At 62.0% G+C, this 19,231-nt stretch carries 18 protein-coding genes and 2 tRNA genes; 10 read left to right on the forward strand and 10 right to left on the reverse strand.

Annotated elements, in window-relative coordinates:
* Positions 1-258: 258 nt before the first annotated feature.
* Complete coding sequence (locus tag ABF757_RS09435; RefSeq protein ID WP_415481965.1) at positions 259-864, forward strand: GcrA family cell cycle regulator; 606 nt, start codon at positions 259-261, stop codon at positions 862-864.
* Positions 865-960: 96 nt separating this feature from the next.
* Here the strand turns inward: ABF757_RS09435 and ABF757_RS09440 are convergent, their stop codons facing one another.
* The gene (locus ABF757_RS09440) at positions 961-1,719 is read right to left on the reverse strand and encodes a bactofilin family protein (RefSeq protein ID WP_199897881.1); all 759 of its coding nucleotides are present in this window, start codon (positions 1,717-1,719) and stop codon (positions 961-963) included.
* 142 nt (positions 1,720-1,861) lie between these two features.
* On the opposite strand from ABF757_RS09440, the gene ABF757_RS09445 reads away from it, so the two are divergent.
* Positions 1,862-2,860 carry an adenosine kinase gene (locus ABF757_RS09445; RefSeq protein WP_415481966.1) on the forward strand — a complete coding sequence of 333 codons (999 nt, stop codon included), beginning with the start codon at positions 1,862-1,864 and terminating at the stop codon, positions 2,858-2,860.
* A gap of 34 nt (positions 2,861-2,894) precedes the next feature.
* Here the strand turns inward: ABF757_RS09445 and rnd are convergent, their stop codons facing one another.
* On the reverse strand, positions 2,895-4,115 hold the full coding sequence (rnd, locus tag ABF757_RS09450) for a ribonuclease D (RefSeq protein WP_415481967.1): 1,221 nt from the start codon (positions 4,113-4,115) through the stop codon (positions 2,895-2,897).
* A 120-nt stretch (positions 4,116-4,235) separates the two neighbouring features.
* On the opposite strand from rnd, the gene queF reads away from it, so the two are divergent.
* Positions 4,236-4,706, forward strand: coding sequence for a preQ(1) synthase (gene queF, locus ABF757_RS09455; RefSeq protein ID WP_025861423.1), 471 nt, complete (start codon positions 4,236-4,238; stop codon positions 4,704-4,706).
* Positions 4,707-4,788: 82 nt separating this feature from the next.
* On the opposite strand, the gene atpC is transcribed toward queF, so the two are convergent.
* The 6 genes from atpC to ABF757_RS09485 all read right to left on the reverse strand — a co-directional run bounded on the left by atpC (position 4,789) and on the right by ABF757_RS09485 (position 10,159).
* Positions 4,789-5,199: an ATP synthase F1 subunit epsilon gene (atpC, locus tag ABF757_RS09460; protein WP_415481969.1), complete on the reverse strand. Its 411-nt coding sequence runs from the start codon at positions 5,197-5,199 to the stop codon at positions 4,789-4,791.
* Positions 5,200-5,227: 28 nt separating this feature from the next.
* A complete protein-coding gene (gene atpD / locus ABF757_RS09465) occupies positions 5,228-6,700 on the reverse strand; it encodes a F0F1 ATP synthase subunit beta (RefSeq protein WP_415481970.1) in 1,473 nt (490 codons plus the stop codon).
* A gap of 30 nt (positions 6,701-6,730) precedes the next feature.
* The gene (locus tag ABF757_RS09470; protein ID WP_025861420.1) at positions 6,731-7,618 is read right to left on the reverse strand and encodes a F0F1 ATP synthase subunit gamma; all 888 of its coding nucleotides are present in this window, start codon (positions 7,616-7,618) and stop codon (positions 6,731-6,733) included.
* A 16-nt stretch (positions 7,619-7,634) separates the two neighbouring features.
* Positions 7,635-9,170 (reverse strand): F0F1 ATP synthase subunit alpha, encoded by a 1,536-nt coding sequence (gene atpA, locus ABF757_RS09475; protein WP_415481971.1) that lies wholly within the window; start codon positions 9,168-9,170, stop codon positions 7,635-7,637.
* Positions 9,170-9,787 carry an ATP synthase F1 subunit delta gene (atpH, locus tag ABF757_RS09480; protein ID WP_051543884.1) on the reverse strand — a complete coding sequence of 206 codons (618 nt, stop codon included), beginning with the start codon at positions 9,785-9,787 and terminating at the stop codon, positions 9,170-9,172. Before atpH ends, atpA begins: the two co-directional genes overlap by 1 nt.
* Before the next feature lie 298 nt (positions 9,788-10,085).
* Positions 10,086-10,159, reverse strand: a tRNA-Gly gene (locus tag ABF757_RS09485).
* Between the two features lie 225 nt (positions 10,160-10,384).
* On the opposite strand from ABF757_RS09485, the gene ABF757_RS09490 reads away from it, so the two are divergent.
* From ABF757_RS09490 to nusG, 3 genes are all read left to right on the forward strand, one after another.
* Positions 10,385-10,461 (forward strand) — tRNA-Trp (locus ABF757_RS09490).
* Positions 10,462-10,592: 131 nt separating this feature from the next.
* Positions 10,593-10,787, forward strand: a complete 195-nt coding sequence (gene secE / locus ABF757_RS09495; RefSeq protein WP_025861416.1) for a preprotein translocase subunit SecE — start codon at positions 10,593-10,595, stop codon at positions 10,785-10,787.
* A 9-nt stretch (positions 10,788-10,796) separates the two neighbouring features.
* Complete coding sequence (nusG, locus tag ABF757_RS09500) at positions 10,797-11,327, forward strand: transcription termination/antitermination protein NusG (RefSeq protein ID WP_025861415.1); 531 nt, start codon at positions 10,797-10,799, stop codon at positions 11,325-11,327.
* A 58-nt stretch (positions 11,328-11,385) separates the two neighbouring features.
* Here the strand turns inward: nusG and ABF757_RS09505 are convergent, their stop codons facing one another.
* The gene (locus ABF757_RS09505; RefSeq protein WP_415481972.1) at positions 11,386-13,389 is read right to left on the reverse strand and encodes a S9 family peptidase; all 2,004 of its coding nucleotides are present in this window, start codon (positions 13,387-13,389) and stop codon (positions 11,386-11,388) included.
* Positions 13,390-13,580: 191 nt separating this feature from the next.
* Here ABF757_RS09505 and ABF757_RS09510 point away from each other — a divergent pair, with 191 nt between their 5' ends.
* Both ABF757_RS09510 and ABF757_RS09515 read left to right on the forward strand, forming a co-directional pair.
* On the forward strand, positions 13,581-14,243 hold the full coding sequence (locus ABF757_RS09510) for a DedA family protein (protein ID WP_025861413.1): 663 nt from the start codon (positions 13,581-13,583) through the stop codon (positions 14,241-14,243).
* A gap of 74 nt (positions 14,244-14,317) precedes the next feature.
* Positions 14,318-15,244: an SDR family oxidoreductase gene (locus ABF757_RS09515; RefSeq protein WP_415481982.1), complete on the forward strand. Its 927-nt coding sequence runs from the start codon at positions 14,318-14,320 to the stop codon at positions 15,242-15,244.
* A 10-nt stretch (positions 15,245-15,254) separates the two neighbouring features.
* Here ABF757_RS09515 and ABF757_RS09520 read toward each other — a convergent pair whose 3' ends face one another.
* Entirely contained in the window at positions 15,255-17,618 is a 2,364-nt protein-coding gene (locus tag ABF757_RS09520; protein WP_415481973.1) for a helicase-related protein, read from the reverse strand.
* Between the two features lie 268 nt (positions 17,619-17,886).
* On the opposite strand from ABF757_RS09520, the gene ABF757_RS09525 reads away from it, so the two are divergent.
* Positions 17,887-18,783 (forward strand): ferredoxin--NADP reductase, encoded by an 897-nt coding sequence (locus ABF757_RS09525; protein ID WP_025860366.1) that lies wholly within the window; start codon positions 17,887-17,889, stop codon positions 18,781-18,783.
* Positions 18,784-18,824: 41 nt separating this feature from the next.
* Positions 18,825-19,231: FAD-dependent oxidoreductase (locus ABF757_RS09530; protein ID WP_415481974.1), on the forward strand; the 407-nt coding region annotated here is incomplete at its 3' end.

Raw genomic sequence — 19,231 nt, forward strand, 5'->3', positions numbered from 1 at the left:
ACCCCACCCACCCCACTGCTGATGAGCAGGAAACCGCCCGCGCCCTGCTTGAACAGGTGCGCACCCGGATCGCCCTGATTGTGCCCGAGCGCACCCAGCCAACCCCGCCAGACCTCTCCATGGCCGGAAAAGCGGACTGAGCACTCCCTTCTTTCAGGCTTTCCGCTTGAGCCGCCGCCCCCATGCCCCTAAGATAGATGGCTTCGCAGTGCGTGTGTTGCGCTGGTCAGGTCATCAATGGTCGAAAAGGTACATGGAATGGAGTGGACCGACGAAATAATCGCCCAGCTCAAAGAGCTATGGGGCGAAGGTCTTTCGACGGCGGAAATAGGTCGCCGCCTCTCCATTACGAAGAACGCCGTTGTTGGCAAGGCGCACAGGCTTGGCCTGCCCCCGCGCCCTTCGCCTATTCGCCGTGATGGCAAGCCCAAAACCGCAGGCGCGGAAAAACCCGAAAAAACCGTGACACCCAGTGCTGAGGCAGCCCCCCCGCAGCCTGCCCCCAGCATCCGCGAGGCCACCCCGGCCCCTGTGGTGGCACAGCCTGCAACACCGCCCGCAGCCCCCGTTGCCCGCACCAGCCCGGCAGTAGCCGCCTCCGTGCGGGAAGAGACAGTCGAGCGCAAGGAAAAGGTTGCCGCAGCGCCCAAACCGGCCGCCAAGCCCAAGCCCACCTTCCGCAATGTTTCGGATCCCGAACCGCAGAAACGCCGTGGCCCCGCATGCTGCTGGCCAATTGGCGACCCCGGCACCCCGGGCTTTCGTTTTTGTGGAGCAACACCGTTGCCGGGCAAGCCTTACTGCGAGGAACATGCCCAGATCGCATATGTAAGACTACGCGACCGCCGCGACACCATGGCCTGATTGAACTCAGGGGCCTGTACCAAACAGGTGCTGGTAGCGCATTAAAACCAGAAAGGCTGGCCCGGCTATACGCCTCGGGCCAGCCTTTTTGCGTTTTCAGCCCTGAGTGGAAGACTCAGAGGAGGCCGAAGCCGGAGCGATTGTCGCCGGAGAGGTAGCAGAAGCACTGTTTTCAGGCAGCATTTCAAGCTGGCCGCTGATCTGGCCGCCATCTTCCACCTTCAGGCGGCAGCAGGACGCCTTGCCCAGCAGGCGGCCCGTGCCTCGGACTGTCAGGCTGCCACGCACCACCAGAGAACCATCGACAGTGCCGGAAATTTCAGCGCTTTCCACTTCCACACCACCACGGAACAGGCCGCCGGGCATCACCACCAGTTCGGCAGCGTTGATCATGCTGGATTCCACGGTGCCTTCCACAACAAGGCGTTCCGCATCCTGCACGGAGCCCTGTACGCTGATGCCACGCCCAACAACAAGCGTACGCTGCTCAGCCACATCCTTGCGCCCGGCAAGCTGCGACGGCAGGCCGCCACGCGCACCCGGCATCGGCGGAATACCTGCCCCTGCGGGCAGAGGAGAACCGGAAGGAAGGGGCGCACGACCCATGGCGGGGGTATCCTTTACGTTATCATGATTAGAGCCAGCAGCGCCCGCCTGGGAAAGGGGAGGCCGCCCTGAATTGGAAGAAAACGGAGCACCAGAAGAGGCTCCGGCCGCATCTCGCGGCGCCTGTGCGCCGGTCTGTGCGGGCTTTTCCGGTGGTTTGCTTTCTTCAGTCTTGCGTCGTCTGAACAAGAATGTCCCCCTGCCGTTAGGCCGCCCACCTTGTCGGGCGGCGTTCGTCCGCACATACATTGCCCATCCGGGTCGGGCGCGAGTCTATACGAGCCGACAACCGTTGGGCAAACTTTGCGTAGCGCCAACTGTTGCCCTTTTTATGGCGGCAGGCTAGCCAAACAGCCAGAGTTCTCCATTTTTGAAGAAAAGTTTTAATAAAATGACCGATCCTGACATTCGTTACGATATTCTGGGTATTGGCAACGCCATTACGGACATTCTGGCCCGGGTCGATTTTGCTTTCCTCGAAAAACAGGGCCTCACACCCGGCAGCATGACGCTGATCGACGCCGAACGCGCCAACGCGCTTCAGGCCGCACTCACACCCGAGCAGGTTATGGGCGGTGGTTCCGTGGCCAATAGCTGCGTGGTGGCGGCACAGTTTGGCGCGCGCGTGGCGTATCTGGGCAAGGTCGCGCGTGACGAGGCCGGGGTTAAGTTCGGTCAAGACCTGCACAGCAACGGCGTGGCGTTTCCGTCCGAGCCGCTGAATGCACAGCTTTTCGACAATCTGCCGACCGCGCGCTGCATTGTCATGATCACCCCCGACGGGCAGCGCACCATGGCTACCTATCTGGGAGCCTGCACCTGCTTTACCCCCGATGACGTGCTGCCCGATGTCATTGCAGCCTCCTCCATCGTGTATCTTGAAGGCTATCTGTTCGACCCCCCGCACGCGCAGGAAGCTTTCCGCCGGGCCGCAGCCATTGCCCATAAGAGCGGACGGCAGGTTGCCCTGTCCCTGTCAGACCCGTTCTGTGTTGGCCGTCACCGCGCGGCTTTCCTTGATCTGGTCAAGGGCCATGTCGATATCCTGTTCGCCAACGAGGATGAAATCTGCGCCCTGTACGAAACGGAAAGCTTCGACACCGCCGCCCGCCATACTGCGCAGGACACCACCTTCGCGGCCCTGACCCGCTCCGGGCTGGGTAGTGTTGTAGTGCATGAAGGCACGTTTACGAAAGTGGACCCCGTACCGACACAGGTGGTCGATACTACCGGCGCGGGCGATGCCTATGCGGCAGGCTTCATGGCCGGGCTAACGGCTGGCCGCACCCTGCCTGAATGCGGCAGGCTGGCATCCGTCGCGGCATCGGAAATCATTTCCCATTACGGGGCGCGCCCGCTTTCCAACCTCTGGGCTGAAATGGGGTTCTGAGCACACCGCTCATCCCCACCGGCCGAACCTGCCCTTAGCCGAGGGCGGGTTCGGACAGGGCCTTGTCTTCACACGGCACATTGACCACCCGCCCATCCTGCACGCGCAGTGCCAGACGGCCTTCGCACAGGGCACGCGCGGCATCACCAAAAACGCGACCACGCCAGCCACCCAGCAGGGTGGGTGCCTGTGACGGATCAAGTGCGAGCGCCTCAAGCTCCTCCTGCGAGGCCACAAGCTTGGGCGCCACATCATGCGCCTCGCAGCAGGCGTTTAGCAGCACCTTGAGCAGCGCTACCAGAGAAGCCGGAGGCCGCGCGGCATCGCGCCCACGCCCTTTGGGCAGGCGCGGCAGTTCCGCATCGGGGAGAGCCTGCGCCTGACGGATGGCTTCCAGCAGGGCTTGGCCTGTCCGGCCTTCCGCAAGGCCGCGCGCCACACCCCGCACACGGGCCAGGGCCTCGGTGCTGTCGGGCGTGGTCGCGGCAATTTCTAGCAGGCTTTCATCCTTGATCAGGCGCTGGCGCGGCACATTAACCCGCTGCGCTTCACGCTCACGCAGGGCTGCCACGGCACGCAGCACCCCCAGCATGCGCCGGTTATTGGTGCGGGCACGCAAACGCTCCCACTGCTTTTCCGGATCTGGCTGAAAAGTCGACGGCTCTTCCAGCTCGGCCATTTCCGCCGCAACCCAGGACAGGCGCTGCTCCTGCTCAAGCTTGCGGTGCAGGCGCTCATACACAACCCGCAGCCAAGTGACATCGCCCGCCGCATAGGTAAGCTGAGCAGCAGACAGGGGCCGGGCCGACCAATCCGTAAACCTGTGGCTCTTGTCGATGGAATGTCCGGTCAGTGAACCAACCAGACTGTCATACCCGACCTGATCGCCATGCCCGGCCACCATGGCCGCCACCTGCGTATCAAAAATCGGCATGGGCAGCGCGCCAAACAGATGCAGGAAAATTTCCAGATCCTGCCGTGCCGCATGAAAAACCTTGATGACTGACGGATCTGCCATCAGCGCCGCCAGAGGGGCCATATCCAGCCCTTCAGCCTGCGCATCGATCAGAATGAGATCGTTGCTACCGCCAAGCTGAACCAGACACAGTTCCGGCCAGTACGTCTTTTCACGCATGAACTCGGTATCAACTGTCACATACCGCTCGTTATGGAGCGGCCTGAGCGCCTCTTCCAGAGCCTGTGTGGAGGAAACCAGTCGTGGTTGCGGAAAAACGGGGGATGCTGTTCTGGCCATGTCCCCTCATACACCAGCCCTGAAAAAAACGACAGCCGCAACCCTGATACATCAGGCCTGAAAACTTGACTTGGTTCGCAAGTGCTCCGACATCAGGCAACATCATCCGAGGAGAACACCATGAGCAGACCAGATGACGGCAGCACCGCACTAACCCAGCTTGGCCGGTCGGTATCAGCCCCCACCAGCCCTGAAACCGCCGAGCTGGAACGCGTGCCCACCCCCTACCGCGACAAGCGCTACATGGTACGCTTTACCGCGCCGGAATTTACCTCACTCTGCCCGATCACCGGCCAGCCGGACTTTGCCCATATCGTCATTGATTACGTGCCGGATCAATGGATTGTGGAAAGCAAATCGCTCAAGCTTTTCCTGACCAGCTTCCGCAACCACGGGGCGTTCCACGAAGCTTGTTCGATCCAGATTGCCAGCACGCTGGTCGATCTTCTCAACCCTGTCTGGCTGCGTATCGGTGCATACTGGTACCCCCGTGGCGGTATCCCGATCGATATTTTCTGGCAAACCGGCGAAGCGCCAAAAGAAGTCTGGATTCCCGCACAGGATGTGCCCAGCTACCGGGGGCGCGGCTAACCCGCGGCAAGGCCAACCTGGAGCCCCAAACAAAAAAAAGCCACCCAGACGGGTGGCTTTTTTCAAAACATATGCTTGAGGCTCAGGCGTTACCCACACCGGCATCAATTTCCGCCCGTACGGCCAGAATCTGATCCTGCAATGCACTCAGGCGGGTCATGTCCGTCTTGTCGGTCTTGTCCCAGATCTCGGACAGTGCCTCAAGCTGGGCCGTGGCGTTATCGATCGAGATCTCGCTGACCGGCACAGCCTTATCCGCCAGAACCGTGCAGCGAGTGCCCGTAATATCGGCAAAGCCACCCGCGACAAAAAAGCGATCCGTAACCACATCGCCTTCATGCAGGGCAACAACACCGCCACGCAGCAGGAGCATCATGGGTGCATGCTCGGTCATGGCGGCAATATCGCCTTCCATGCCGGGCAGAACAGCCATATCTACCTCACGCGACACCAGCACTTTTTCAGGGCTGATGATCTCAATTAGGACCGGCATGAACGATGCTCCTCCCTGAAATCGGCCGTTAGACCGATTCCCTCAGTTTTTCCGCCTTGGCGATCGCTTCTTCGATGCTGCCAACCATGTAGAAGGCGGCTTCCGGCAGGTCATCATATTCACCCGCACAGATGGCCTTGAAGGAGCGAACCGTATCCGTAACCGACACCAGCTTGCCCGGCGCGCCCGTGAACACTTCGGCCACGTGGAACGGCTGGGACAGGAAGCGCTGGATACGACGCGCACGCGCCACAACCTGCTTGTCGTCTTCGGACAGTTCGTCCATGCCCAGAATGGCGATGATGTCCTGCAGGGACTTGTAGGTCTGCAGGATGCGCTGGACTTCCATCGCCACTTCGTAATGCTCTTCACCCACGATCTGGGGGTCAAGCGCACGAGAAGTGGAGTCCAGCGGATCAACCGCCGGGTAGATACCCATTTCAGCAATGGAGCGGTTCAGAACGGTGGTGGCATCCAGATGCGCGAAGGTCGCGGCAGGTGCCGGGTCGGTCAAGTCATCGGCAGGCACGTAAACGGCCTGCACGGACGTGATGGAGCCCTTCTTGGTGGAGGTGATGCGTTCCTGCAGAGCGCCCATTTCCGTCGCCAGAGTAGGCTGGTAGCCCACCGCCGAAGGAATACGGCCCAGCAGAGCGGACACTTCCGAACCCGCCTGCGTGAAGCGGAAGATGTTATCCACGAAGAAGAGAACGTCCTGGTTTTCTTCGTCACGGAAATATTCAGCCATGGTCAGGCCGGTCAGGGCAACACGGGCACGCGCACCCGGCGGCTCGTTCATCTGGCCGAACACCAGAGCCACCTTGGAACCGTCGGTCGCACCATCTTCAGCCAGCTTGATCACGCCCGCATCCTGCATTTCGTAATACAGGTCGTTGCCTTCACGGGTACGTTCACCAACACCAGCGAACACGGACACGCCGCCATGCGCCTTGGCGATGTTGTTGATCAGTTCCTGAATAATAACAGTCTTGCCAACGCCAGCACCACCGAACAGGCCGATCTTACCGCCCTTGAGGTAGGGGCAGAGCAGATCGACGACCTTGATGCCGGTCATCAGGATTTCAGAAGCAGCGGCCTGTTCGTCAAACGCCGGGGCATCACGGTGGATGGTCGCGCGGCGGCTGGTGCGGACCGGGCCCTTTTCGTCAATCGGCTCGCCGATCACGTTCAGGATGCGCCCCAGCGTTTCCGGGCCGACAGGCACGGAAATCTGTGCGCCGGTATCGGTCACTTCCGCACCGCGGGTCAGGCCGTCGGTGGAATCCATGGCGATGCAGCGCACTTCGTGCTCGCCAATTTCCTGCGCGACTTCCAGAACCAGAACCTGGTCGTTCAGCTTGACGTGCAGGGCGTTGAGGATCTTCGGCAGTTCGCCTTCGAACTGCACGTCAACGACCGGGCCTCTGATCTCGGTAATGCGGCCAACGGCATTGGACTTCGTGGCCGCAGGGGCCTGAGTCTGGGTTGTGGTATCCGACATGGTCAGCTCCTGCGGGACATGCGAGCGGGCTCAGACAGCCTGTGCGCCCGAAATGATTTCGATCAGTTCGTTGGTGATATTGGTCTGGCGGGTCCGGTTATAGACCTGGGTCAGACTGTCAATGGATCGGCCCGCGTTACGGGTTGCGTTATCCATTGCCGTCATCCGGGCGCCATTTTCGCCAGCTGCCGTTTCCAGCAGGGCAGCATAAATCTGCACCTGAAGATTACGGGGCAGCAACATGGCCAGAATTGTCGCCTCATCAGGCTCGAATTCATACTGTGCCACATTGTCAGCCGGGACATCGCCTGCACCCTGCTCTTCCATGAGCATGGGAACAAGCTGCTGGCTTGTCGGCACCTGCGTCATCGCGTTGTGGAACTTGTTGAACACAAGTGCACACACATCGACTTCGCCGGCTTCGACCAGAGCGTTGATTTTTTCGCCCAGATCAGACGCGACAGAGAATGGAATTTCCTTACCGCTGACACCGGTGACATGATCAACGATCAGGTCAGCGTAATCGCGAGAAAAGAAATTCATGGCCCTGCGACCAACCGGCAGCAGACGGACCGTCTTGCCTTCGGACTGGAGGCGGCGGATCGTCTGGACGGTCAGGCGGTGTACGTTGGAGTTGAAGCCGCCGCACAGCCCGCGATCACTGGTCAGGGGCACCAGCAGGTGCACCTTGTCCTGGCCCGTGCCAGCGAGCAGACGGGGAACCCCGCCTTCTCCCTGCACTGCGACAGCCAGCTCACCCAGCATACGGCGCATGGCCGCGGCATAGGGTCGCGCGGCTTCCGCACTGGCCTGAGCGCGCCGCAGCTTGGCTGCGGCCACCATTTTCATGGCGCTCGTGATCTTCCGTGTCGACTTGATACTTCCGATCCGGGCGCGGAGTTCCTTAAGGGAAGCCATGGACGCTTCTGCCCTCTCAGCCCGCGAAGTGGCGGTTGAAGGTGGTCAGGTATTCCGTCAGGCGAGCTTCGAGATCCTTGGACAGAGCCTGCTCCTTGGAGAGCGTGTCCAGAATATCCTTGCCCGCGCTGCGCACATCAGCCAGCAGAGCCTTTTCCCAGGCCACAACCTTGTTGACGGCAACACCGTCCACAAAGCCACGGGTGCCCGCGAACAGCAGAACAACCTGTTCTTCGACCGACAGCGGCGAAGCCTGCGGCTGCTTGAGCAGTTCTACCAGACGCGCGCCACGGGCGAGCATTTTCTGCGTCGCAGGGTCGAGGTCGGATGCGAACTGCGAGAAGGCCGCCATTTCGCGATACTGGGCCAGCTCAAGCTTGATCTTGCCTGCAACCTGCTTCATCGCCTTGATCTGGGCGGCGGAGCCAACGCGCGAGACCGAGCCACCGACGTTCACGGCGGGGCGGATGCCCTTATAGAACAGGTCGGTTTCAAGGAAGATCTGACCATCGGTGATGGAGATCACGTTGGTGGGGATGTAGGCTGCAACGTCACCCGCCTGGGTTTCGATCACGGGCAGGGCCGTCAGGGAGCCTGCGCCATGGGCGTCGGACATCTTGGCGGCGCGCTCGAGCAGGCGCGAATGCAGGAAGAACACGTCACCCGGATAAGCTTCACGGCCCGGCGGGCGGCGCAGCAGCAGGGACATCTGGCGGTAAGCCACGGCCTGCTTGGACAGATCGTCATAGCAGATCAGGGCGTGCATGCCGTTGTCGCGGAAGTATTCGCCCATGGCGCAGGCGGCATACGGTGCGAGATACTGAAGCGGCGCCGGGTCAGACGCGGTGGCGGCAACGACGATGGAATACTTCATCGCGCCTTTTTCTTCCAGCAGACGCACGAGCTGTGCAACCGTGGAACGCTTCTGCCCAACCGCAACATAGATGCAGTAGAGAGACTTCTTGTCGTCGCCCGCATCATTCACGCTCTTCTGGGCGAGAATGGTATCGGTCAGGATGGTGGTCTTGCCGGTCTGGCGGTCACCGATCACCAGTTCGCGCTGGCCACGGCCAATCGGAACCAGAGCGTCAATGGCCTTGATGCCGGTCTGCATCGGCTCATGCACGGACTGGCGGGGCATAATGCCGGGCGCCTTGACTTCCGCACGACGCATTTCAACGTCAACCAGCGGACCCTTGTCGTCGATCGGGTTACCCAGACCGTCAACCACGCGGCCCAGCAGGCCCTTGCCTACCGGCACGCTGACAACGGTGCCGGAACGGGCAACGGTATCGCCTTCGCGGATGTTGGTGTCGTCACCGAAAATGACGATACCGACATTGTCGCTTTCGAGGTTGAGGGCCATGCCCTTCTGACCGACGGACGGGAAATCGACCAGTTCGCCCGCCATGACGTTCTGCAGGCCGAACACACGGGCAATACCATCCCCTACGGACAGGACAGTGCCGGTTTCGACAACATCAGATTCCTTGTCGAACGAGGCAATCTGCTGCTTGAGGATATCCGAAATCTCTGCGGGACGGATTTCCATCACGCGGCTCCCTTCATGGCGTAATGCAAACGAAACAGGCGGGTCTTGAGGCTCGCGTCATACAGCTTTGCCCCTACACGGACGACAAGGCCGCCCAGCAGGGTGCTGTCAACACGCTCACGAATATTGATACGGGAATAACCGGCCTCGGCCAGACGGGCCTGAAGCTGGGCGCGCTGCTCTGGTGTCAGCGCCACGGCGCTGCTGACCTCGGCCACCACCTCACCCCGGCGGGCCACGGCCAGCGCGTCAAGCGCACCAAGAATGCGGCGCAGCACCGGCAGGCGACGGTTATCCGCCACAACACCCACAAAATTACGAAGAATCTGGCCGAACCCCTGAGCCTCCAGCACGGCCAGCACGGCCTTGCGAGACACCAGAATATCCAGACGCCTGTCTTCCAGAACAGTGCGCAGGGGCGCACTTTCATCAATCAGGCGGGCAAGCGCTCCGCCTTCATCAAGCACGGTGTCCAGCTGCCGCTGCTCGGCGGCCAGATCATAAAGCGCAATCGCGTAACGGCCTTCAAGACCGTTGGCCGCAAAAGCAACTGCTTGTGCTGTCGTTACGCCCGAGGCCACCACTCTTTGGTTCTTTCCTTCTGTGCGCGCCGGCATTCCACACTGACAACGATGCAACCCAGACCACCAGACGATGAATCCAGATTTAATGCACCTGCTGGCGCGGCCTCTAGCATGACCACAACAGGCACGCAACTAGCTGAACACCCCTATTTTGCGCATCCACCCCGATGGAGCAGACCACGGTGCGCAAAAGTCCATATCTACACGCCCTGAACCGGAATGACGCACTACCCAAACAGAACAGGCAACACCCGCGATCAGACCCGACAGGTCGCTACGATCACGAAACAGCGAGGGATGAAAGGCTACAGAATTTGTCTGGAGAATATTTTGGAGCGGACAGAGGGAATCGAACCCTCCTCGGTAGCTTGGAAGGCTACAGCATTACCACTATGCTATGCCCGCGCACCAAAGTGTGGACGTTTATAATCCATCCTCCACGCATGCTGCAAGCCCCCGGCGTTTTTTTTGCGCAGGCGCGTATCTGGGCACACAATAATCTGCAACAGGCACTTGACTTTAGCGCCACAACATATTTTGTTCCGCCTCCTGTGATGCCCGCAAGATTGTGGCTGGTCAGACGAACGGGTTTCCGTTATAGGTCTTTTCCAGCCGTGGCGGACACGCTGCAGGGGTGTAGCTCAATTGGCTAGAGTGCCGGTCTCCAAAACCGGAGGTTGTGGGTTCGAGACCCTCCACCCCTGCCAGATTTTCTGGCGCTGTACGGGAAAAATCCGCTTTAATCTTCATGACAATGCGGTGTTTCGTGCAAGGCTGAACAGGTTCAGGCCGCCCCATCAGGGTGCCATGAACGCAAGTTGTGGAAGAGGGTTGGTTCGTGTCGTTCAGTCCCGGTAAGTTCCTGCATGACGTGCGCGCCGAGGCCGAACGGGTCACCTGGCCCTCCCGGCGGGCAACGCTTGTAACCACGGGTGCCGTTCTGGCCATGGCTGGTCTGGCTTCCGTCTTTTTCTTTGTGGTTGACCAGCTGATCGGTCTCGGCCTGCGTCAACTCTTCGGGCTGGGAGGCTGAGGAAGCGACATGGCCAAGCGTTGGTACGTGGTTCACGTCTATTCGGGCTTCGAAAAGAAAATTGCCCAGTTCATCCGCGAAGAAGCGGAACAGAAAGGGCTGAGCGACCATATTGACGAAATTCTCGTCCCCTCTGAAGAGGTGATCGAGGTGCGTCGTGGCCAGAAGGTCAACACGGAGCGTAAGTTCTTCCCCGGTTATGTCCTGATCAAGATGGAAATGACCGACGAGAGCTGGCACCTTGTGAAGGATTCACCCAAGGTTACCGGCTTTCTGGGCACCCGTAACCGCCCCACCCCCATTTCGGCGGCGGAAGCGGAGCGGATCATCCGCCAGACCGAAGAAGGCGTGCAGCATCCCCGCTCCGCCATCAGCTTCGAAATTGGCGAGCAGATTCGCGTGGCGGATGGCCCCTTCACCTCCTTCAATGGTGTCATTGAGGAAGTGGATGAAGACAAGAACCGCCTGAAGGTGAGCGTTTCCATTTTCGGTCGCTCTACGCCGGTCGATCTGGAATTCAATCAGGTCGAAAAACTCTAGGCGGATCGTCCCGTCTGTATGGAAAAAGCGGCCAATGGCCGCTTTTTTTATGCCTGCATCACTCCGCAGGCTCAAAACCGAACAGCCCTCCGTAAAAAGCCAGTTCCTCCACAAATGCCGCACGAATGGTGCTTTCCTGCCGGAAACCATGCCCCTCGCCGGGAAACTCGCGCAGGGTACAGGGCGTGCCTGCCTCTTGCAGCGCTTCTGCCATGGCGCGCGCCTGTGAAAGTGGCACCACCCTGTCCTCCTGCCCCTGAAACAACAGAACCGGGGCGCGAATCCGTTCCACCTTCTGCACAGGCGAACGCGCCAGATAGAGCGCTTCGGATTCGGGCCAAGGACCGATCAGGCCATCGAGGTAGCGCGACTCGAATTTATGCGTTTCCGCTGCCAGCTCGCGCAGGTCTGTTACGCCGTAAAGACTGACGCCCGCCGCAAACAGACTGGATTCGGCCAGAGCCACCAACACCGTCATACCCCCGGCACTGGAACCACGAATGGCAATGCGCTGCGCATCCACCCAGCCTTCGCGCACGACATGCGTACAGGCGGCAATGCAGTCGGCCACATCCACGACACCCCATTGCCCTTGCAGGCGCTCACGCCATGCCCGCCCAAAGCCAGTTGAGCCACCGTAATTGACATCCAGCACCGCGAAACCACGCGAGGTCCACCACTGCACCTTAAAGGAAAAACTGTCCTGCGCGCGGGCGGTCGGGCCACCATGCACCTGCACAATCAGCGGCGGCCGCTCGCCCTCAGGCACACAGGCCGTGCGGCTGGTGGGCGGATAGAAAAACGCATGCCCGGATGGCGTATCCTCACCCCCAACACGAAAGCGCAGGGAAATGGGGCAGGCTATATCCTGTTCCTGCAAAACCGCAGGGGCAGCATTATAGAGAATCCGCTCCTGAGGCGGCTCTGCGGCCATATCCGCCAGCATGATTCGCGGCAGGGCATCAGGCGGGGTATCCAGCCAGACCAGACGCCCATCAGCCAGCGGCACGGGGCATTGCTCGGGCCGGCCCGGTATGGGCAGAAACGTGCCATCCGTCCGGCGCAGCACGGTCTGGCTTTCGCCCTCGCACACACTCAGGAACAGGCAGGCACCACCCGGTAGCGGCTGGTAGCTGCGCTGGCCAAACACCCATGCCGGTTGCCCGATCTCGCCTTGCGGGACAGCACAGGGGGTCAGAGCTGTTTCTGCCTCGCCGCGCCCTGCATGCCACACACTCCACTGGCCCGAGCGGTCTGAAATCACCAGCAGGTGCCCGTCTTCCGTCCAGCGGGGTTCGAGCAGCGATTCGTGTCCCGCCCCCCCTGCCAGCACATAAGGGGTACCAAGCCCCGTAATGGTGCCGTTGGGCGTGCGCTCAAGCCGCGCCACGCACAGGCGCGTGGCCTCCCACGGCATGAACGGGTGCGACCATTCAATCCATGCCAGCAATTGCCCATCTGGCGACACAGCGGGAGCTGCGTAAAAATCCGCTCCGCGGGCAAGGATGACGCCTTGTGCCGCCGCCTGTCCGGTCTTTGCTGTGCAGTCCAGCACCACCAGTGCGGCCTGTGGCTCCGCCGGGTCGTGCTGATGGTCTTCCCGCACGGCCAGCAGCCCGCCCCCCATGGGGTCGAATCGCAAATCCGCAAAACGCAGGCCGGGCTGCCCTGCGAGCTGGCGTATCTCTTTCCCCCCGTCAGCACGGGTTTGGGCACCAGCTTTCTGCGCCAGCCACACGGCACCGCTTTTGCGCTCGGAATAGGCAATGCCCTGTGCGCCAACCGCATAGGCTCCGCCGCCATATTCATGCACGCGGGTGCCGATATCGGTTTGCGGGGGCAGCGCTTCGGCACAACCCGCCGCCTCGCTCCAGTGCATGAGCACGGTACGCCCCCCCTCCGCCGGGCGGCGTTCGAGCCAGTAGACCGTCTGATCCCATGCGGTCACTTCCGACAGGGTCAGGGTTTTCCCGGCCACGAGCGCGGCTGTCACGGGAGAAGGCCATGCCCCGCAGGGTATGGGCCTGCGGGGGGGTGAAAAGGGAGCTGTCGTGTCTGTCATAGGGGCACCCTAGCACCGGCGAGCCAGCCTGTTCAAAAACACCCGGCCTGTGGACACGATGCCACCAACGGCCTTTACGAAGCGTTCAGACTTGACAGAGGGGGAGCACTCACGGTTCCTCCCCATTGCTGCTGGCGCCGTCTGCCTGCGCGCCGTCTGCCAGAACTGGATATTCTCCCCTGCTGCATGCTCTGCACTCCGCTTTTTCTATAGACTTTCTCACCAACCTATTCAGCCATTACGGCTATGGGGTAATTGGTGTTGTGGTCATGCTTGAAAGCATGGGCCTGCCCCTGCCCGCTGAAAGCCTGCTGATTACCAGCGCTCTGTTTTGCGCCACCACGCACAGGCTCCAGATAGAAGGCGTCATGATCGCGGGGATAACGGGGGCGATCATGGGCGATAATTTCGGCTACCTGATCGGCCACGGGCTGGGCCTGCACATGCTGGGCAAGCATGGCCCCAAGGTGGGGCTAACCCCCAAGCGCCTGCTGCTGGGGCGCTATGTCTTTCTGCGCCATGGTGGGTCAGTAGTGTTTTTTGGCCGGTTTATCGCCATTCTGCGCATGTTTGTGGCCATTATGGCCGGGGCTATCCGCATGCCGTGGCACACATTCCTGTTTTACAACGCGCTGGGCGGCATATTCTGGGCTGGTGGATACACGCTGTGCGCCTATATGCTGGGCAACGAGATTTTGCGGCTTTCTGGCTGGATCGCCATCGGCTTCGGTGTTCTGGCCTGTGCCGTAATTCTGACCCTGCTGATTTTTTTCAAACGGAATGAAAAACGTCTGACGGAAGAAGCCATGCAGGCCGCACAACAGGATGAACAGCTCAAGGCCCTTTTGCCATGACCGTACAACAGCCTGCCGGATTCCTCGACAAACTTGGCACCCTCCTGCCCGGCCGCCACGACACATGGCGCGTAATGGACAAAAAGCCAGACCTGCGCGGTCGTACAGCACTGGTAACAGGGGGCAATAGCGGGCTGGGCCTTGAAGTGGCGCGCGGTCTTGCCCGCCGGGGAGCCCGCCTGCTGCTACCGGTCAGGGATACCGAGCGGGGCCAGCAGGCCGTGGCGGCCCTGACAGCCACCTGCCCACAGGCCCAGATCAGCCTGCTGGCGCTTGATCTGGCCTCGCTAGAGTCGGTCAGCGCCTGCGCGCAGGCCGTGGCGCAGCAGACCGACAGGCTGGATTTCCTGATCAACAATGCCGGTGTCATGGCACCGGCACACCGCCTTGAAACGCATGATGGATTCGAACTCCAGTTTGGCGTGAACCATCTGGGGCATTTCGCCCTGACCGCTGCCCTGCGCCCCCTGCTGGAAGCGGCAGACGGCGGCGGCACGGTCGTGACCGTGGCCAGCCTTGCCGCAGGGCGCAACACCCTGCATTTCGACGACCTGCAAAGCCGCCACCGCTACAGCCCGTTCGGGGCGTACCAGCAGAGCAAACTAGCCAATCTGCTATTTTCGCTGGAACTGGCACGCCGGGCTGCTGAAAACGGCTGGAACCTGCATGCGCGGGCCGCCCATCCCGGCTGGGCCAGCACCGCCATTCTGGCCAATGGGCAGGGGGCGACACTCCCCGCCCCGCTGGGCCGAATCGAGCAGACGCTCGGCGGAGCCGTGCTCCGTATCATGGGGCAGTCCGCCGCACGCGGAGCGGAACCGCTGCTATACGCCGCCCTGTCGCCCGATGCGCGTGATGGGGAATATTACGGCCCACAGGGCGCGGGAGAACGGCACGGACGCCCCGGCCCCGCACGCATTCCCCCCACGGCACGCAAGCCGAGTCTGGCAGCGCGCCTGTGGGATATTTCGGAACGGCTGACCAGCACCTCGATGGGCTGAGGCCCGGTTTTCAGAACTTCTGGGTCTGGCGGGCGCGACTCTGCTGGCGCAGCACGCTTTCAATCCAGTCATTCAGGCGGCGCGTCGTATCCTCGGCTTCTTCCCGGTCGGGATAGAATTCGGGAAAGCGCAACGCCAGCCACCGCCATGCCACCAGACGCTTGTGGCGTTTTTCCGCCCGCTCCAGCTCCTCACGCCCGGCGCGTTCAGCCGGGGGCAGACGCCCCGTGCCGGGGGGCAGCACCCGCCGCCCGGCCGCATGGTCCGCCGCCCACCCCACCAGACGCCGTATGCCGTTATCGCGGTCATCCACCGGGCACATGGCGTAAGCCCAGCGCGTGGGCAGGTCGAGCGCATCCACCCCTTCCAGTGCCGAGGCAATGGCAAAAGCCTGCTCCATGTCCGATAGGCGATAATTGGGGTCATCCTTACGCAGAACGGCACGGTGAATACGCGACAGCACGCCATACAGGCTCTGCGAGCCGATTTCCGTGGCCACAGCCTTTACGATATCCACATCCGGCTGCACGAAAGGCCGCAGGTCTTCAGGCTGTTCCGGGGCGGCCTCAAGCTGGCGACGCACAAAATGCGGGCTACCCGCCCCCGCCAGCACGGCCACCACACCCGTTTCATGCTTGCCAAAGCGCCCCGCCCGGCCGCCGATCTGCTTGACTTCCTGCACGCTCAGGTCGCGCGTCTGGCGGCCGTCATATTTCTTGAGCGAGGCAAACACCACGCGCTTGATGGACAGGTTAAGCCCCATGCCGATGGCGTCCGTAGCCACCAGAATATCCGCCTGACCGGAGTTGAAGCGCTGCGCCTCGGCCCGGCGCACCTCGGGGCTGAGCGCACCATATACAACCGCAACCCGCTTGCCGTGCTGCATGAGCGCGGCCCGCAGGTCCAGCACCTCGCGGCGGGAAAAAGCGATGAGCGCATCGCCCGAGCCCAGATCGGCCAGCCTGACCGGCTGTGACGCCGCCCGGAGCGGGCTTTTGCGTTCGAGCGAAATTTCATCCAGCGGGTCTCCACACAGCTCGGCGATACGCCGCACCATGGGAATGCAGTCCGGCGCGCCCAGCACGTACAGATGTCGCGCGGGCACACCCATGATGGCGGCGGTCCATGCGGCCCCGCGGTCGGTATCGAACAGCATCTGCGCCTCGTCGATCACCGCCACATCAACCGGGCTGTAGAACGGGCACATTTCCACCGTGGCGGCCAGATGCCGGCTACCGGGTACGATCAGACGTTCCTCGCCGGTGGAAAGTGATGCCTCCACCCCGCGCGAGGCCAGTGCCTCGCGGAATTCATGGGCCAGAAGCCGCAGCGGGGCGAGGGCCAGCCCGCTTTCAGCCTGTGCCAGCGCATTGAGCGCGGTATAGGATTTGCCGCTATTGGTGGGGCCTGTCACCAGCGTAATACGGCGCTGGAGCGCACGGGCGGTGCGAAAATGCGCGGCATAGCGGTCAAGCGCCGCCACGCGCGCGATCACCGCATTGGCCACCTTGCGGCCCATATCCGGCGCGGGCTGGTTAGCGGGGCCTCGGCCGGGTACGCCCCCTTCTTCCGGGCGGCTGCCCCGGCGCCATTCATTCAGCTTGCCACGCAGGGCAACAAGCACCTGCGGGTCGAACTCCCAGCGCTCGCGCCCACCCTGCTCGCTTATCTTACGGGCAACGGGCAGCCGATTCTCGGCAATCCAGCGCAGGGCCTCACGCCCGGAGCAATGCAGCAGACGCGGCACCTCGCTGAACGGCACAAGGCTCTCTTCCCACGCACGGAGCTGTCCTTCTTCCTGCTCACGCAGGCGGCGGCCCGCTTTCTCGATCTTGCTGGCCGCATCCTGCCTGCGGCTTTCCTCCTGCCGGGTGATCGTCAGGAACGGATCATCTGCCGACAGGCCGAAGGCCACTGCCACGGCCATAAGCAGCAGGTCTGTCTGGGCGGGAGAGGGCACGCGCCCGGTATCCACCAGATCAGCCTGCACGGATTCGAACGCCGCACGGGGCGTGGCCCCGTAGCTGCGCAGGCGGGCCTGCGCCACGGGGTCCAGCGCGCGTTCCAGCGTCTGGTCATCGGCCTGCGGGTCTTCCACCGTGGCGCAGGCGTCTTCTATTTCCTCACGGGTGATCCATATCCGCCCGCTGCGGCGCGTCTTGTCCAGCAGGCGCGAGACCCATTTCTTGCGCCGCACGAGGCACAGCACATGGCGGTAGGTTTCATCCTCCACGCTGCGCTGGCCCGGCTCCAGCGCGCGGGCGAGCCGGCGCAGGACTTCCGTTTCCTCCCTAGGTTCGGGGGAGAGGCCGGTACGCGCCATGGCAGTGGCAAGGGCGTCGCGGGCGGGAGAGGCGGAATGATCTGATACCATGCCTACCTTGTGCGGCATCAGGCCCGCGCCGACAATGTGCTACACCCGACCGACACAAAAAATTACAGATTTACGGGCGTTCTGCCGGGCGCGAACACGTCTGATGATGATTTTGCACTGGCGTTGGCCGCCCCCGCCCCTTAAAAACGCCTCCACTGTATCCAGATGCCCCGCGCGGGCCGAACCGGGGCACAGCCCCCGACAACGGCTTCGCGCCCGGTATCCATACCCAGAACCGATCTGCTGCAAGCGGAGTACAAAGCGGCCCATGTCTGAAACCATTCTCGAAACCGGCACTCTCCCCCTCGTGTCCGCCTCTGACGTGCCCAGCAGCCTGCTGCCGGTCGAAGGCCAGGACGGCGTATGGCACCTCGCCCCGCCCACGAAAGAATATGGCCACCTGTATCCGGCCAAGGTGCTAACCGTGCACCACTGGACGGACCGCCTGTTCAGCTTCACCACCACCCGTGATCCGGGCCTGCGTTTCGAGAATGGCCAGTTCGCCATGATCGGCATCGAGGTGGACGGCAAGCCGCTGCTGCGCGCCTATTCTATTGCCTCGCCCAACTACGCCGATGAAATGGAGTTTCTCTCCATTGCCGTGCCCGATGGCCCGCTGACCTCGCGCCTGCGCCACGTCAAGGTAGGCGATACGGTGCTGATCGGCCGCAAGCCCACCGGCACACTGCTGCTCGATAACCTGCGCCCCGGCCGTAACCTGTATTTCCTGTCCACCGGCACCGGCCTTGCGCCGTTCATGAGCCTGATCAAGGACCCGGAATGCTACGAGCGTTACGAGCACGTGATCCTGAGCCATACCGTGCGTATTTCGGGCGAGCTGGCTTATGCCAACCACATCCGCCACGAACTGCCCCAGCACGAGTTCCTGGGTGAGGATGTCTCGGGCAAGCTGCTGTATTACCCCGCCGTTACGCGCGAAAGCTTTGCCGTGACCGACCGTATCACCAAGCTGATCGAAAGCGGCAAGATCTTCGAAGATCTGGGTATCCCCGCACTCGACCCCGAGCATGACCGTGTGATGATCTGCGGTTCGCCGGAAATGCTGGCCGATACCGAAGCCCTGCTGCGCGCACGCGGCTTTGATGAGGGCAATATGTCCACCCCCGGCGCGTATGTGGTGGAAAAGGCTTTCGCTGAACGCTAAAAGCCCCACATCACACCAGAACCCCGCAAAGGAGCACATCCATGGCCCATGACTTCGACCTTCTTGTCATAGGTGCCGGCTCCGGCGGGGTTCGCTGCGCGCGAATCGCCGCCAGCCATGGCGCGCGCGTAGCCGTAGTGGAAAGCCGCCACTGGGGCGGCACCTGCGTCAATCTCGGCTGCGTACCCAAAAAGCTTATGGTGCAGGCCAGCGAGTTCGGTGACCTCGTGGACGACAGCCATGGCTTTGGCTGGAACACCCAGCGTGGCACCCATGACTGGCCCACCCTCATGGCCGCGAAAGACCGCGAAATTACGCGTCTGAACGGCATTTATGTTTCCATGCTGGAAAAAGCCGGGGTTACGCTGTTTACCGGCCATGCCAGCCTGACCGGCCCGCGCAGCGTGCGCATTACCCCCCCAGCCCTCGCCCCCGCGGGCCACCCCCA

The sequence above is a fragment of the Acetobacter papayae genome, from assembly GCF_047721125.1.
Classification (GTDB): Bacteria; Pseudomonadota; Alphaproteobacteria; order Acetobacterales; family Acetobacteraceae; genus Acetobacter; species Acetobacter papayae.

Coding starts and splice junctions, on each gene's coding strand:
- ABF757_RS09435 (WP_415481965.1), top strand. CDS start 259: ATGGAGTGGACCGACGAAATAATCGCCCAGCTCAAAGAGCTATGGGGC.
- ABF757_RS09440 (WP_199897881.1), bottom strand. CDS start 1,719: ATGTATGTGCGGACGAACGCCGCCCGACAAGGTGGGCGGCCTAACGGC.
- ABF757_RS09445 (WP_415481966.1), top strand. CDS start 1,862: ATGACCGATCCTGACATTCGTTACGATATTCTGGGTATTGGCAACGCC.
- rnd (WP_415481967.1), bottom strand. CDS start 4,115: ATGGCCAGAACAGCATCCCCCGTTTTTCCGCAACCACGACTGGTTTCC.
- queF (WP_025861423.1), top strand. CDS start 4,236: ATGAGCAGACCAGATGACGGCAGCACCGCACTAACCCAGCTTGGCCGG.
- atpC (WP_415481969.1), bottom strand. CDS start 5,199: ATGCCGGTCCTAATTGAGATCATCAGCCCTGAAAAAGTGCTGGTGTCG.
- atpD (WP_415481970.1), bottom strand. CDS start 6,700: ATGTCGGATACCACAACCCAGACTCAGGCCCCTGCGGCCACGAAGTCC.
- ABF757_RS09470 (WP_025861420.1), bottom strand. CDS start 7,618: ATGGCTTCCCTTAAGGAACTCCGCGCCCGGATCGGAAGTATCAAGTCG.
- atpA (WP_415481971.1), bottom strand. CDS start 9,170: ATGGAAATCCGTCCCGCAGAGATTTCGGATATCCTCAAGCAGCAGATT.
- atpH (WP_051543884.1), bottom strand. CDS start 9,787: ATGCCGGCGCGCACAGAAGGAAAGAACCAAAGAGTGGTGGCCTCGGGC.
- nusG (WP_025861415.1), top strand. CDS start 10,797: ATGGCCAAGCGTTGGTACGTGGTTCACGTCTATTCGGGCTTCGAAAAG.
- ABF757_RS09505 (WP_415481972.1), bottom strand. CDS start 13,389: ATGACAGACACGACAGCTCCCTTTTCACCCCCCCGCAGGCCCATACCC.
- ABF757_RS09515 (WP_415481982.1), top strand. CDS start 14,318: ATGGACAAAAAGCCAGACCTGCGCGGTCGTACAGCACTGGTAACAGGG.
- ABF757_RS09520 (WP_415481973.1), bottom strand. CDS start 17,618: ATGGTATCAGATCATTCCGCCTCTCCCGCCCGCGACGCCCTTGCCACT.
- ABF757_RS09525 (WP_025860366.1), top strand. CDS start 17,887: ATGTCTGAAACCATTCTCGAAACCGGCACTCTCCCCCTCGTGTCCGCC.